The organism is Deltaproteobacteria bacterium (genome assembly GCA_016709225.1).
In the GTDB taxonomy this organism is placed as follows: Bacteria; Myxococcota_A; Polyangia; order Nannocystales; family Nannocystaceae; genus Xiheibacterium; species Xiheibacterium phototrophicum.
Map to the genome: position 1 here is coordinate 2798904 of JADJEE010000012.1, position 14396 is coordinate 2813299.

The 14396-nt window shown below is 71.1% G+C and carries 15 protein-coding genes; 13 read left to right on the forward strand and 2 right to left on the reverse strand.

What is annotated here, in order from left to right:
* Positions 1 to 19 precede the first annotated feature (19 nt).
* Both IPH07_36595 and IPH07_36600 read left to right on the forward strand, forming a co-directional pair.
* Entirely contained in the window at positions 20 to 901 is an 882-nt protein-coding gene (locus IPH07_36595) for a glycosyltransferase (GenBank protein ID MBK6922965.1), read from the forward strand.
* A gap of 14 nt (positions 902 to 915) precedes the next feature.
* The gene (locus tag IPH07_36600; protein ID MBK6922966.1) at positions 916 to 1680 is read left to right on the forward strand and encodes a WecB/TagA/CpsF family glycosyltransferase; all 765 of its coding nucleotides are present in this window, start codon (positions 916 to 918) and stop codon (positions 1678 to 1680) included.
* Positions 1681 to 1700: 20 nt separating this feature from the next.
* Here IPH07_36600 and IPH07_36605 read toward each other — a convergent pair whose 3' ends face one another.
* Entirely contained in the window at positions 1701 to 2636 is a 936-nt protein-coding gene (locus IPH07_36605; GenBank protein MBK6922967.1) for a hypothetical protein, read from the reverse strand.
* Between the two features lie 80 nt (positions 2637 to 2716).
* On the opposite strand from IPH07_36605, the gene IPH07_36610 reads away from it, so the two are divergent.
* Entirely contained in the window at positions 2717 to 3526 is an 810-nt protein-coding gene (locus IPH07_36610) for an HDOD domain-containing protein (GenBank protein MBK6922968.1), read from the forward strand.
* Positions 3523 to 4932 carry a Si-specific NAD(P)(+) transhydrogenase gene (gene sthA / locus IPH07_36615; protein ID MBK6922969.1) on the forward strand — a complete coding sequence of 470 codons (1410 nt, stop codon included), beginning with the start codon at positions 3523 to 3525 and terminating at the stop codon, positions 4930 to 4932. The genes IPH07_36610 and sthA overlap by 4 nt, the downstream gene beginning before the upstream one ends.
* Positions 4933 to 4948: 16 nt before the next feature.
* Here the strand turns inward: sthA and IPH07_36620 are convergent, their stop codons facing one another.
* A complete protein-coding gene (locus IPH07_36620) occupies positions 4949 to 5395 on the reverse strand; it encodes a hypothetical protein (GenBank protein ID MBK6922970.1) in 447 nt (148 codons plus the stop codon).
* 197 nt (positions 5396 to 5592) lie between these two features.
* On the opposite strand from IPH07_36620, the gene IPH07_36625 reads away from it, so the two are divergent.
* From IPH07_36625 to IPH07_36665, 9 genes are all read left to right on the forward strand, one after another.
* Positions 5593 to 6555 (forward strand): 50S ribosomal protein L11 methyltransferase, encoded by a 963-nt coding sequence (locus tag IPH07_36625; protein MBK6922971.1) that lies wholly within the window; start codon positions 5593 to 5595, stop codon positions 6553 to 6555.
* Between the two features lie 132 nt (positions 6556 to 6687).
* Positions 6688 to 7293 carry a hypothetical protein gene (locus tag IPH07_36630; GenBank protein ID MBK6922972.1) on the forward strand — a complete coding sequence of 202 codons (606 nt, stop codon included), beginning with the start codon at positions 6688 to 6690 and terminating at the stop codon, positions 7291 to 7293.
* A 95-nt stretch (positions 7294 to 7388) separates the two neighbouring features.
* The gene (locus IPH07_36635; protein MBK6922973.1) at positions 7389 to 9065 is read left to right on the forward strand and encodes a DUF1588 domain-containing protein; all 1677 of its coding nucleotides are present in this window, start codon (positions 7389 to 7391) and stop codon (positions 9063 to 9065) included.
* Between the two features lie 40 nt (positions 9066 to 9105).
* The gene (locus IPH07_36640; protein MBK6922974.1) at positions 9106 to 10506 is read left to right on the forward strand and encodes a DUF1552 domain-containing protein; all 1401 of its coding nucleotides are present in this window, start codon (positions 9106 to 9108) and stop codon (positions 10504 to 10506) included.
* A gap of 10 nt (positions 10507 to 10516) precedes the next feature.
* Entirely contained in the window at positions 10517 to 11056 is a 540-nt protein-coding gene (locus IPH07_36645; GenBank protein MBK6922975.1) for a hypothetical protein, read from the forward strand.
* A 79-nt stretch (positions 11057 to 11135) separates the two neighbouring features.
* A complete protein-coding gene (locus tag IPH07_36650) occupies positions 11136 to 11774 on the forward strand; it encodes an RNA polymerase sigma factor (protein ID MBK6922976.1) in 639 nt (212 codons plus the stop codon).
* The gene (locus tag IPH07_36655) at positions 11771 to 12757 is read left to right on the forward strand and encodes a hypothetical protein (protein ID MBK6922977.1); all 987 of its coding nucleotides are present in this window, start codon (positions 11771 to 11773) and stop codon (positions 12755 to 12757) included. Before IPH07_36650 ends, IPH07_36655 begins: the two co-directional genes overlap by 4 nt.
* A gap of 20 nt (positions 12758 to 12777) precedes the next feature.
* The gene (locus IPH07_36660; protein MBK6922978.1) at positions 12778 to 13869 is read left to right on the forward strand and encodes a hypothetical protein; all 1092 of its coding nucleotides are present in this window, start codon (positions 12778 to 12780) and stop codon (positions 13867 to 13869) included.
* Between the two features lie 64 nt (positions 13870 to 13933).
* Positions 13934 to 14239: a hypothetical protein gene (locus tag IPH07_36665; GenBank protein MBK6922979.1), complete on the forward strand. Its 306-nt coding sequence runs from the start codon at positions 13934 to 13936 to the stop codon at positions 14237 to 14239.
* The last annotated feature ends 157 nt before the right edge of the window (positions 14240 to 14396 follow it).

Consider the following 14396-nt stretch of genomic DNA (forward strand, 5'->3'; position numbering starts at 1 on the left):
CAGGGCATCATCCCCGCCGGTGTCCGCGGCCCCATCGAGCAGTCCGATCGCGATCGTGATCCCCGCGTACAACGAGGGCGAGGTCATCGAGCGCTGCTTGAAGGCGCTGTTGGCCGACGCCCGCGAGGGTGAGTTCGAGATCGTCGTGGTCTGCAACGGCTGCAAGGACGACACCGCCGCGAGGGCGCGTCGCTTCGAGCCGCGGGTGAAGGTGGTCGAGACCCCGGTGGGCTCGAAGATCGGCGCGCTCAACCTCGGCGACGAGCACGTCACCGGCTTTCCGCGCTTCTACGTCGACGCCGACGTGCAGCTCACCGCCCAGGCGATCCGCGAGGTCGCGGCGCTGCTCGGGGACGACTCCAAGTTCGTCGTCGCTGCCCCGCAGGCGGTGGTCGCCTACGAGGATCGTTCGCCGCTGGTGCGCTCGTTCTACAAGGTGTGGACCAGCCTGCCGTACTTTCGCGAGAACATGATCGGCTCGGGGGTCTACGCCTTTTCGAAGAAGGGTCGCGCGCGTTTCGATCGCTTCCCCGACATCATCGCCGACGACGAGTTCGCGCGGCTGGTGGCGTCGCCGAACGAGCGCCGGACGACCAAGGCCGCGACCTTCACCATCCACCCGCCGCGGACGATCTCGGGCGTGTTGCTCATCAACACGCGCGCCCGCGCGGGGCAGTACGAGCTGCGCGACAAGTTCCCCGAGATGCTGCGACACGGCAACACCAGCGCCGGCCGGACGCTGCGGATCCTCGCGACCACGCCGCGGCTGTGGCCGCACGCGCCGGTCTATCTCGGCGTGATGTTCCTGGCCAAGCTGCGCGCGCAGGAGAAGCTGCGCAAGCGACAAGAGAAGATCTGGGAGCGCGACACCAGCTCGCGCACGGGCGGTCGGTCGACGTGAGGATGGGGGGCACCGTGGACTTGATGGGCATGGCGATCGACGTGTTCGACTACGATGCGTTGCTCGACGAGATGTTCGGCGGGCTCGACAGCGGTCGCGGCGGCTGGATCGTGACGGCCAACCTCGACATCCTGCGCCGCTTCGCGCTCGATCCCGAGATGCGGGCGCTGTATGGCGCCGCCGACCTCACCGTCGCCGACGGCATGCCGCTGGTGTGGGCCAGCAAGCTGCAGGGCCAGCCGCTGCCGGTGCGCATCGCCGGCTCGACGCTGTCGTGGCGCATCGCCGAGCGTGCGGCGCAGGAGGGCCGATCGCTCTACCTGCTGGGCGGCGACCCGGGCGCGGCCGAGGGCGCCAAGCAGGTGCTCGAGCAGCGCTACCCGGGCACCAACGTGTGCGGCTGGTCGAGCCCGCGGGTCTCGTTGCCCGCAACCGATGACGAGCTCGAGACCATCGCCACGCAGCTCGAGGCGTGCCAACCCGACATCGTGTACGTCGCGTTCGGCTCGCCGAAGCAGGAGTACGTCGCCCGCGGCCTGCGCGAGCGCTTCGATCGCACGTGGTTCATCGGCGTCGGCATCAGCCTCGGCTTCATCTCCGGCCAGGTCCAGCGCGCGCCCGAGTGGGTGCAGGAGCTCGGTCTCGAGTGGGTGCATCGCCTCGGCCAAGAGCCCAAGCGGCTCGCCAAGCGCTACCTCGTGCATGACCTGCCGTTCGCGGCGCGCCTGTTCGCCCACGCGGCGCGCCATCGCGTCGGCTCGCTGGTGCGGCGCCAGTAGCTCGACGCTGTGTCGAGGTACTAGTTCGCGCTGCCGTCCGTCAGCGCGAAGCTGGTCCGCGATCGACCGCTGCGGATCGTGACGTCGTGCTTGCCCACGCGCAGCGCGTTGCAGTCGAGCACGAACTCGCGGGCTTCGCCGCCGAACTCGCCGTAGGGCTCGGGCAGTGTCCGGGACCACAGCAGCGTGCGGCGATCCATCGACCACGCGCTCACGGCCGTGCCCGCCGCGATCACCACCACGTCGTCGCGACACCCGACGGCGATCGGCACGTTCGAGACCTCGTAAGCGGAGGCCGGCGCGGTGGTGTCGTCGGTCGGGAGGCGCCACGGCGTGGGCTCGCCGCGATCGAGCGCGAAGTCGAGGTTGCGCCGGATCGTCATGCCGCCGCCGGTGATCATCGTGGTCGTGCCAGCGGCGTGGGCGAACAGGGTCACCGGCGGTGAGCCCTTGCAGCCGCAGCCCTGCAGGCGCTGGTACGACGACAGCGGAAGCGGCGTGTCGACGCTCGGTGGTTCGTCGGCGGTCGCGGGGGTCGGAGTCGGTGGCGGGGCCGCTGCGACGGTCGGCCGCGTCTTGGGTGCCTCGCGGAGCGACGGGAGGGGGGTGACGACCGGCGCCGGGGCGGGCACGTTGCGGGACTCCGTTCGAGCCTCGTGGATGCTCGGCGTCACGCGATCCGTGCGCGGACGAAGTGCCGCAGTCACGCCGCACACCGCGGCGAGCGTGGTCACACCGACGGCGATGGCGAGCACGCGATGTCGCGAAGCCGCGGCCGCGGTCGCCGCGGACGCTGGCGCCGAGATCGGTGGGCCTGCCTGTGTGGCGGCGGGCTGTGGTGCGTAGAGGAACGCACTGCCGCAGTGTCGGCACGTGAACTGCCCGGCGGCGCGCGGGCTCACGTCGGTCGAGGCGCAGGCGGGGCAGCGGATGGTGACGAACGGCGAACGGTCCACGAAGGATCGCCAGTGTAGCGTGTCCTCGATGGACCGTACTGGTACTCGGAATCTCCCTACGTGCGGACGATGACGGCGACGTGAAGAATGCCGCAGCGTCCGCGGTTGGAACCGTCTGCACGCCGAGCGCGGCGACCGTGGTTGCGGCCGCGCTCCGCGACGGCGCCATCGAGCTGCCGGTGCTGCCACGCGTCGCGCAGGAGGTGATGGTCGTTGCGCGCGACAGCTCGCGCGGCGCGGCCGAGGTCGCGCGCTTGGTCGAGCGCGACCCGGCGCTGTGTGCCACGGTGCTACGCGCGGCCAACTCGGCGATCTATGGCGGTAGCGTCGAGATCGTTTCGGCCCGGCAGGCGGTGTTGCGACTCGGTCTCGTCGAGGTCGCCACGCTCGCGACCACCGCCGCCATGCGCAGCGCATTGGTCGATCACGGCCCGTTTGCCGCGGCGCTGACGTGCTGGTGGCGGCGGGCGCTGACGACTGGCCTGTACGCCAAGGAGATCGCGCGGCTGCGTCGCCAAGCGGTCGACTCGGCGTTCCTATGCGGGCTGCTGCGCGACGTCGGTGAACCCGTGGTGCTGCGCGTGCTGGCGCGTGCGCACGTCGAGGTCGGCGACGGCGTCGATGCGGTCATCGCCGAGTTTCGACGTGCGGCCGGGACCCTGCTGTGCGATGCCTGGCAGCTCGGCGGCGCCGTGCGTGCGGTCGTCACCGAGGATGTCGAGCCACCGTGGGGCGATCACGTCGCGACCGCGCGCCTGGCCGACGCGTTCGCGCGGCTGGCCACGCCCAGTCCGACCGATGCCGCTGCACTCAACCTCTATCCCGAGGATCTCGAGGTCATCGCGGCCAAGACCCCGACCATCGTCGCGAGCGTGGAGTCGATGTCATGAGCGATAGCTTCGATTGGATCATGATCGGTGCTGGACCCGGTGGGCAGAAGGCGGCGCTGTGTGCCGCCGAAGCCGGAGCCAGGGTCGCACTGGTCGAGCGAGACCCCCGCCCGGGCGGCGCGTGTGTGCACCGCGGTACGATCCCCAGCAAGACCCTGCGCGAGGCTGCGGTGCAGCTGCAGCGCTTCTTCCGGCAGGCCGATCGCTTCGGCGTCGTGCTGCCGTCGGAGCTCAAGTTCTCCCACGTGCGAGGGCACCTCGACGCGGTGGTCGATCGCCACGCGAGCTGCCTCGACGACGAGCTCACGGCCGCAGGCGTGGTGAGGATCCACGGCAACGCGCGCTTCGTCGGGCCCCACGAGCTCGAGATCCGCAGCCCCCGCGGTGCCACCCGGCACCTGACCGCCGAGCGCTTCGTGATCGCGACCGGCTCGCGACCGCGGCAACCACCCGAGCTCGTGATCGATCACGATCTCGTGCTCGACAGTGACTCGGTGCTGGGCCTGGAGTACCTACCGCACTCGATGGTGATCCTCGGCGGGGGCATCATCGCGTGCGAGTACGCGTCGATCTTCGCGAGCCTTGGTTCGCTGGTGACGATCGTCGACCGTGCGCCGCGGCCCATGGCGTTCCTCGATGCCGATCTCTCGGCGGGCTTCTTGCGTGCGTTCGAGTCGATGGGCGGACGCTACCTCGGCGATCGCAAGGTCCGCGACCTCGAGTCGGATGGCAGCACCGCGGTGGTGACCTCGACCGACGGTGGCGAGGTCCTCACCAGCGAGCGTGTGATGGTGGCGCTGGGGCGCGTGCCCAACACCGCGACGCTCGGGCTGGCGGCGGTCGGCGTCGAGCTCGACAACGGCGGCCGCATCCCGGTCGACGGCTTCGGGCGCACCGCGGTGCCGCACATCTACGCAGTGGGCGACGTGGTCGGGCCGCCCGCGCTCGCGTCGTACTCCATGGATCAGGGCCGTCGCGCGGTGACGCATGCGCTCGGGCAGGAGCTGCGCGAGGGCTCGCCGCTGGTGCCGATGGGCATCTTCACGATCCCCGAGCTCGCCGCCGTCGGCGAGACCGAGTCGGCCGCGCGAGAGCGTCTGGGTGAGATCACGGTCGGGCGCGCCTCGTTCGACACGATCGCCCGCGGACACATCGCGGGCGAGCCCGATGGCTTCCTCAAGCTGGTCGCGGATGGCAGTGGCGAGCGCTTGCTGGGCGTCGGCATCGTCGGCGAGGGCGCGACCGAGCTGGTGCACCTGGGACTGTTGGTGTTGCGTGGAAGCGGCCGCGTGCGCGAGTTCGTCGAGGGCGTCTTCAACTTCCCGACCATGGCCGAGGCCTATCGAGTCGCGGCACTCGACGTGCTGGCGAGCGCGCGCGCGCCGACGCGGCGCGCCGCCGCGTGAGCACGCCGCGGCCTGCTCAGGTCTCTTCGAACTCCGCCAGGAACGCGGCCGCACGCACGCGCTCCTCGGGCGACAGTGCGACCGCGAGGTGGCGCAGGCCGCCGTCGTTGTCCTGGAACACCTGGCGGGCCTCGTAGTCGGCTTCACGCACGATGCGTCGCAGCTGCATGTAGAGCGTCGCCTTGTGGAAGCCGGTGATGATCGCGACCCGCTCGAGTCGCTCGTTCATGTACTGGAACGACTCGACCAGGCGATCGGTCACCACCTGGGTGTACAGCTCGGCCGGGCGATGATCGGCACACAACACGCCGGTGGTGCCGCTCGGTAGCTTCGCGACCGCGTCGGCCAGCCGGCGGATGTACGTGTCGACCTCGTCGGCGCTCGCGAGCCGGAAGACCCGCGCCTCGACCAGGTGACCCACGCGGGTCTCGACCGTGTACGGCGTGCGTGGGCTCGCGTCCACGGCGGGATTGTCCATCGAGTCGGTACGCCAGTGCCAGGGGGGAGGCGAGCGGCGCCGGCGCTGGTGGGTGTTCGTGCCAGAACGCCCCCATGCGTATCCTCCGCGCGCAATCACATCGGGAGCGCGCGTGCGCGCACAACCCTGGCATGATGCGCCCGCGCGAGCCCACCAAGAGGTTCGGCAGGAATCATACGACGATGACGGACGGATATGCGCGACTCTCGATCCATCGCTGGATGCTCGCCGACGAGGTGCGCAACGAAGCCTATCGCGAAGCCCTCGAGAAGGTGGTCCGCGAGGGCGACGCAGTGCTCGACATGGGCGCGGGCACCGGCTTCTTGAGCCTGCTGTCGGCGAAGGCGGGTGCGCGTCGCGTGTACGCGATCGAGCGCACCGACATCGCTGCGGTGGCCCGCAAGCTGATCGAGCGCAACGGCATGAGCGATCGCATCACCGTGATCCAGAACAGCCTCGAGGACATCGAGCTCGATGATCGCGTCGACGTGATCGTGTCGGAGTGGATGGGCGGCTTCGGCGTCGACGAGAACATGTTGGCCCCGCTGGTGATCGCGCGCGATCGCTTCCTGCGTCCCGGCGGTCGCATCGTGCCGGAGCGCGTCACTGCGCTGCTGGCCCCCATGTGGCTGCTCGAGCTCGACGACTCGCAGCAGCATTGGCGCGAGCACCCCCACGGCGTCGACCTCAGCCTCATCGCGGAGCTCGGCGCGAACGAGGCCGAGCTCATGCAGTGGGCGGTGACCGAAGACGACATGCTCGCGCCCGCGCAGCCGCTGTGGAGTCACGACGCCATGACGGTGACCCTCGAGGAGGCCGACAACCCCTTCGTCGCCAAGCTCTCGTTCACCACCACCAAGGCTGGCCAGTTGTCGGGCCTCGCCACGTGGTTCGATGCCGACATGGGCGAGGGCGTCAAGCTCACCAACGCGATCGGGGCCCCCGACACGCACTGGGGGCGGCTCATCTTCCCGCTCGACCACGCGATCCCGGTGCGAGAAGGCGCGACCATCGAGGTCGAGCTGCGCTGCGAGCCGAGCTCGCAGGGTGCCTGCGAGATGTACTGGTCGGTGCGGGTCGACGGCGGACCGCTCGAGCAGCACGACACTCGCCCGCGCCGCGCTGCGGCGTTCCCACGGGTGTAGTGGGGCTCCGCGAGAAAATCTCCGACGCGATGTAACGGGATTGGCGGCCCGGACCACGGACCGCCGAATCCAACTTGCTGCCCCGCGCGCTCGATGCTGCGGGTGGCCACAACATCGCGTCGGAGTCTCATCATGCGGAACATCGGACTGATCACGGGTTTTTCGTTTGCGCTCGTCATGGGTTGGCAGTCGCTGGCGCACGCCGGCGGCGGCATGACCACCACCGGAGCCGAGGGCGGCGGTGGAGGGGGTGACACGGGCGGTGGCGCGGGTGACACGGGCGGTGGCGCGGGTGACACGGGCGGCGGTGCGGGTGACACGGGCGGCGGCGCGGGTGACACGGGCGGCGGTGCGGGTGACACGGGCGGCGGTGCGGGTGACACGGGCGGCGGTGCGGGTGACACGGGCGGCGGAGCCGGCGATGCATCCGGGGGCGGTGGCGGTGAGACCGGCGGCGGAGCCGAGGGCGGCGGCGGAGCCGAGGGCGGCGCGGGCAGCAGCGGTGGTGACGACGGCTGGTGGGGCAGCAGCAGCGACGGCGGCGGTGAGGCCGGTGGCGGAGCCGAGGGTACCGGGTCCGCGGGCGGCGATGACGGTGCTGCGGGCAGCGACGACGGCAACGATCAGCCCGCCGACAACGGTGGCGGCCAGGGCTGCAACCTCGGCGGACAGGGTGTCACCGCGGCGTGGTTGTTGCCGGTGGTGTGGGTGACGACGCGCCGTCGTCGTCGCGCGTAGCGCCTGGATCTCGATCGTTGGTGTTGGTCCGAACTCGCAATCTCTGATGGACAACGACGCGCTCGCGGACGAGCGCGCGAGGGAGTCGTGCAACCATGATCGCGTCTCGAAGCAATGCCGTGCCCACGCGGCGATCGATGGCCGTCGCCGCGGCACTGCTACTGTCACTCTCGGCGTGCCGCGACGATGCGGCCGTCGGTGGTGACGACGGCGGTGCTGCCACCGATGGCGGCACCGCGGGCAGCGACGGTGGCGGCGGCGAGGCCACCGGCGCTGGCGAGTGGCACGAGGTCGGTGCGATCGGCCCCACCGGGCTTCGTCGCCTCAGTCGCGGGGAGCTGCAGCGATCGCTCGAGGCCATGTTCGGCGCGCTGCCCCCCGCGCTGTTCGACGGCATCCCCATCGAGGCCGAGACGCCGTTCGACAACGACTACACCACGCAGGCGCCGTCGTCGACGCTGGTCGACGGCCTCTACGCCCTCGCCGATGGCGTCGCGACGACGATCCTCGCCGACGACGAGCTGCGCGCGACCTACCTCGGGTGCACGCCGAGCGGGCCCGACGATGCCGGGTGTCTGCGGCAGCTCGCCGAGAGACTCGGTCGCAGCCTCCTGCGACGGCCGCTGTCGGCCAGCGAGCTCGATGGATACGCCGCGCTCATCGACCACGCCATCGAAGAGGACGATTTCGACGTCGCCGCGCGCAGTGTCATCACGGCGCTCGTGCTCGACGGCGAGTTCCTCTACCGCATCGAGCGCGGCACGCCGACGCCCGACGACCCCGAGCTCATCGCGCTCGACTCCTACTCGGTCGCGACGCGGTTGTCGCTGCTGTTGTGGGGGACCACGCCCGATGCGGCCCTGTTGGCCCGAGCGCAGGCGGAGGACCTCTCCGATCCCGCGGTCGTCCGCGAGGTCGCGACCGAGCTGCTGGCCGACCGCCGTGGCCTCGAGCAGCTGCAGCGACTGCACGCGATGTGGATCGACTACGACGATCTCGCGCTCGGCAGCACGCTCGAGCAGGCCATGCGCGCCGAGACCGACGCGCTGGTGGAGCGGGTGCTTCGCGATCGCGACTGGCGAGTGCTCTTCACCTCCGACGAGACGTACATGACGCCGGAGCTGGCCGACCACTACGATCTCGGCGTCGCCGTGACCGGCGAGGGCTGGATCGCGTACCCCGATCCGCGTCGCGGCGGGCTCCTGTCGCACGGCTCCTTCCTGTCGATCGGGGCCAAGTTCGGCGACTCGAGCCCGGTCGAGCGCGGCAAGCAGGTGTGGACGCGGCTGCTGTGCCGCGAGATCCCGCCGCCTCCGCCGAGCGTCGACACCGGGCTGCCACCCGATGGCGGGGGCGCCAACGCCTGCAAGAGCGAGCGCTACGACATGAGCCGTCGTAGCGAGTGTGCGGCCTGCCACGCCATCCTCGATCCGATCGGCTTCGGGCTCGAGAACTACGGCGCCAGCGGCGAGTGGCGCACGCACGAGATCGATCGCCCCGACTGTGCGATCGACGGCAAGGGCGCGGTCGAGGGCTTCGGCAGCTTCGCCGGCGCGGCTTCGCTGGGCGAGCTGCTGATCGACAGCGGCGAGGTCGAGGCCTGCCTCACGCGGCGCTTCGTGCAGTATGCGATCGGTCGCGAGCCCGAGACCGACGAGGAATCCCTGGTCGAGTCGTTGTCGACCCGCATGCTCGACGAGCACGACTTCGTGTCGCTGGTGCTGGACTTCGCCAGCAGCGAGGCCTTCACCCACCGTCGCGTCGGGCCCTGACGCGCGCAACCGCTGATCCGTCTTTCCGCAGGAGTTCGTCATGGCTCGCATCGAATCCGTCACCACTCGCAAGGGCCTCAGTCGTCGCGCACTGCTTCGCGGTGCCGGTGGCATCGCGCTGGCGCTGCCCTGCCTCGAGAGTCTGTTGCCGCGCCGGGCCCACGCCGCCGGCGGCTCGCCGCTGCGTTTCGTGATGATGGTCGCCGGCACCGAACAGGTGCTCGCGGTGCCGAACACGACCGGTGCCGGCTACACGATGCCAGCCTGCTTCGCGTCGCTCGAGGCGATCCGCGACGACATCGCGCTGGTCTCGGGGCTCAGCATCCCGCCGCCGCCCGACACCAGCTCGCCGATTCCGCCGGGCGGGCGGCCGTTCTCGCACCACGGCGACATCATGCCGCCGCTCATCACCGGCATGCGCACCGACTCCGACGCCGCGCGCTACCACGGACCGAGCGCGGACCAGGTCGTTGCCGCCCAGCTATCGGCCGGCGCCGCCTTCGAATCGCTGCAGTTCCGCGCCCAGCCCCACAGCTACAAGGGTGGCAACGGTGGCATCGGCGGCGTGATCTCGTGCCGCTCCGACGGCACGCAGATGACACCCCAGACCAGCCCGCACCTGGCGTGGGAGCAGCTCGCGCTCGGCATCACGCCCGACGATCCGAGCGTGGCCGCAGCGCAGATGCGTCGCATCGCGCGGCAGAAGTCGGTGCTCGACCTCGTGCTCGAGCGCGGTGAAAACGTCGCCGGCGGGCTCGCGAAGGCCGATGCGCTCAGGCTCGAGGCGCACTTCGATCGCATCCGCGAGCTCGAGACGCGCATCGAGACCCTCGGTGGTGGTGCCACCGGTGGCTCGTGCGCCTCGGTCGCAGACCCCGGCCCCGATCCCAGCCAGAGCGACTACCCGAGCATCGAGCACGGCGGCACCGTGGGCTACTCCGACGAAGCGCTGCGCAGCGAGATCTTCGTCGACCTGATCCACATGGCGCTGGCCTGCGATCTCACGCGCGTGGCGGCGTTCCAGAGCACGATGGAGCAGTGCTTCATGAGTGTCGCGCCGCTGTGGGGCTTCAACTACGAGGTCCACGATCTCACCCACGTCGACTTCGCCGAGCGCGCGCAGGTGTGGGCGGCGGTGCTGAACTGGCAGGCGGGCTTCTTCGCGCGGCTGGTCGAGAAGCTGCGCGATACCGACGATGGTGGCGTGCCCATGCTCGAGAACACGGTGGTGGTCTACACCAACACCGGCGGACAATCGGGGCATGGCTCGCACGACATGGTGATGGCGGTCGCGGGTCGTCCGTCGGTGCTCGCCCGTGGTGTGCACGTGCGCGACACCAACGCGAGACCATCTCAGGTGTTCCAGACGGCGATGCACGCGGTCGGCGTCGACCACGACTTCGGTGACGTGCCGGGACTCGTGGGCGGTCTGTTGGTATGATGGTTCCCAGGTGAGCGCAGCGATCGCAGCGCGAGTTCGAGCGGTCGTCGCGGGGGTGCTCGCGGCGTCGTCGCTCGCAGCATGTGTCCACGACGTCATCATCGACGATCGTCCCGCGGCCGAGACCGGCTCCGGCGACGACGGCTGTACCGAGACGGGATGCGCGGGTGATGGCATCGCGAGCAAGGGCGGTGGCGACGGCGACGGCAACGCGAGCGGCAGCGGTGGCGGCGATGGTAGTGATGGCAGCGGCGGCAGCACCACGACGATCGGCGACCCCGACACCACGGGTGCGAGCGGCGATGGTGGCAACTCGACGACCACCGGTGGGCCGGTCGGTGCCGGCCCCTGCACGCCTTGCACCGCCGACAGTGAGTGCGGCGGCGACTACGACAGCTGCGTCGAGTTGGTCGTCGGCGACCCGCGCTGCCTCGCGGTCTGCAAGGAGCCGCCGGCCCCGTGCGGCGACGGCAACACGTGCATGGCCACGGTCTCGGTCGACGGGGCGATGGTCATGCAGTGCGTGCCAGATGCTGGACAATGCTCGTGAAATTCCGCGTCGCGGGATTTTCGAGGGGGGCGATGTAACGCGTGGGCGCCCCCGGGCGACGCACCGCGAACGACCGCGCATGGCCGCCTCCAACGACCACACCGTGGTGCCCCTGCGTCCCACGCCGCCACCCACGACCCCGCTGGGGATCGACGAGCTGGTAGCGCGGGCGCGTGCGGGCAACATGACGGCGTGGAGCATGCTGTATCGCGCGACCTATCCCGGCGTGCTGCGGCACGTGTGCGCGCTGGTCGGCTCGCGCACGATGGCCGAGGACCTCGCACAGGAGGCCTACGCGCGCGCGCTGTCGTCGATCAAGAGCTTCAACGATCGCTCGTCCTTCACGACATGGTTGCACGGTGTCGCGCTCAACCTCGTGCGCGATCACTGGCGCTCCCACGAGCGTCGCGAGCGCGCGACCGCCCAGCTCGCGCTGGTCGAGGCCGCGCGGGAGCTGGGCAGCGGTGACCCCGATCGCGCGCGTCAGGGACAACTGCGCGTCGAGATGCTGTACGCGATCCTGGCCGAGCTCACCGACGGGCTGCGCGAGGTCTTCGTGCTGCGCTACATCGAGCAGGTCTCGGTCCACGAGGCTGCCGAGCAGCTCGGCCTCGAACCGGGTGCCGTGCGGGTGCGTGCCCATCGCGCACGCGCGCGCGTCGAGGCGCGCATGCGCGAGGTCGGCTGGGCCATGCCGCTGCCGGAGGAGCGCGCATGAGCCTCCACGACCATCCGCTGGGCCTGCTCGGCGAAGATCTCGACGCCAGTCTCGGGGCCTGGTCGGGCGATGCGATGCCGCCGGGCTTCGCCGACGTCGTCGCGCGTGCGATGCGTCAGGGCGCGGTGCTCGACGAGGACGCACTCGAGCGCGCGCGGGTGCTCGATCAGCTCGACGACGACGAGCTGGCGCACGCGGCGAAGGTCGGCGATGTCGACGATTTCATCGCCGACGCCCGGGACTTCGTGGCCGCGCAGGGCGTCGACGAGGCGCCGCCCATGCTGCCGCCGCGACGCGCGAGCCGGCGGCCGTGGGTGATCGGTGTGTCGCTCGCGGCCGCGGCCGCGATGGTATTGTTGGTGGGTGGCGTCGTGCAGCAGCTGCGCACGCACGCGGTCGAGGCGAGCGCGACCGACGGCAGCGAGTTCTCCCACGCGCCCGATCACGCCAGTGCCCAGGAGACCGAGGGTGTGGTGCAGCCGCGCGCAGCGAGCCCGCGGGTGCAGCCGCGGCCGACCCCCGAGCCGCAGCACGAGGCCGAGGCGGAGCCGGAGTCGATGGTCGAGCCCGAGCCCGCCGCAGCGACCCCGAGCCCGCCGCGGGCGAGCTTCGATGCCGCCGGGCTCGACGCGCAGGCACGCGCGGCATGGCGCGACGGCGATCTCGGCCTCGCGCAGCGACGTCTCGAGCAGCTCGTGCGTCGCGGCGGGCGCTCGACCCTGGTCGACCTCGCGTATGGCGATCTCTTCGCGCTCGCGCGGCAGCGCGACCAACCCAGCAAGCTGCGTTCGTACTGGCGGGCGTATGTCGAGCGGTTCCCGAAGGGGCGCTTCATCGACGACGCGCGGGCGGGTCTGTGCCGCAGCCTCGGCGGCGACGCACAGGTGCGCTGCTGGGCATCGTACCTGCGCGATCGTCCCGACGGCACCTATCGCGCCCATGCCGAATCCATCGTCCGCGCGGGTAAGCTGCCCGGGCAATGATCGCGGCAACGATCGCGACGATGATCGCGGCCACGTCGCCGGCGTCTCCGGCCCCGCCATCGTCCACGCGCCCGCCCGCCGAGCTCGGTGCGGTGCACTTCGAGGCCATCATCCTCGATGGCGCCACCGACGGCGTTGCAGGCCTGTTCGACGAGCTCGAGCTGCGCCTCGGCACCGGCGTGGTCGTGCACGCCACTGCCGTCTCGGAGCCGATGCCGAGCAGCTTCGCCTGGGTGACGATCGCAACCTCGACGTCGTCGGTGCAGGTCGCGATCGTCACCCACGATGGCCGCGAGTTCACGCGCGAGGTCGCCTCCAGCGCGGGCCAGCACGCGCGGGTCGGCGCTGGCGTGGTTGCGAACATGATCGATGCGATCGAGAGCAACCGACTCGCGCCGGTGCGCATCGACGTGCCGGTGCCGCGGCCACCCATCGCCGCGACGCCGCAGCCACCCACGACGCCGCCGGCCGCCGAGCCGCCCGCGCCCGCGATCGACCCGCCCACCGCGCCCGCGCCCGCGCCCGCGCCCGCGCCGCGTGCGTGGCTGTCGATCGCGGGGTTCGGCGGCAGTGCGCTCGGCCTGGGCCCACCGAACGACGTGGGCGTGCACGCGGGATCGGGCGGCGGCGCGACGCTGCACTTCGTCGGCCGTCGCGGTGCTGTGTTCGGCGCAGCGCTGCGCGGCCTCCGACAAACGCGCTCGGGCTTTGCGCTCGCACGCGTGCGCATCACCGCCGACGCAGGCGTGAGCGCGACCTGGGGTCGCGTCGCGCTCACCGCCGTGGCCGGCCCCGTGATCGAGCCGCTGTGGCTCGTGGGCGCGGCCGGTGATCGCGTCGATGTGCAGGCGCCGTTGGTTGGAGGCCATCTCGCCGTCACGCCGGCGGTGGTGCTGTGGCGATCGACACGTTCGCACTCGCTGCGCCTCGGGCTCGACCTCGACGCCGCCGGTACCGTGCAGGCGCGTCGCGCCGCTGGGGCGCTGCGGGTGCTGCATCGCACCGCGCGTGGTGACGACGGCGTGCTGCGAGCGGGCGGCTTCGAGCTTTCGCTGGCGTTGGAACTGGAGCTACGGATCGCTCGCGTCCGCAAGCGCACGTCGAAACGGTAGGTCACACGACACGCGCGAGAGCGTGCTTGCGCTTCGACCCTCGGCTCGTGCAGGCTCCGCCGCCATGACGATCACCCGCGCACTCCTGAGCATGTTCTTGCTGACCTCGATCGCTTGCGGCGGCGACGACAGCGACGACAGCGACAGCGGCAACAGCACCGCCAACAACACCACCGACACCAACAACACCACCGACAACAGCGGCGGTCAGACCACCGCGAACAACACCACCACGACCGGCTCGGAGCAGACCTGCAACAGCTCGCACGATTGCGTCAACGGCTCGTGCGTGTGCACCACGCCCGGGCTCGAGAACATGCCGTGCACCGACGACATGGCGTGCGAAGACGAGTGCGAGATCTGCTCGTAGTCGCCGCTGTGCGCGGCCCCGCGGGCGGCGGTTGCCGCGGCCGCCCGCGTACGCGCGCGAGCACGGCGCGAGGCCGGGGGTAGCTGCCCGCGCCGCATCGCATGGCTTGGTCGGAGGCACGAGAAGCCCCTCGACGGGGCGCACGCGCTTGGTGGAC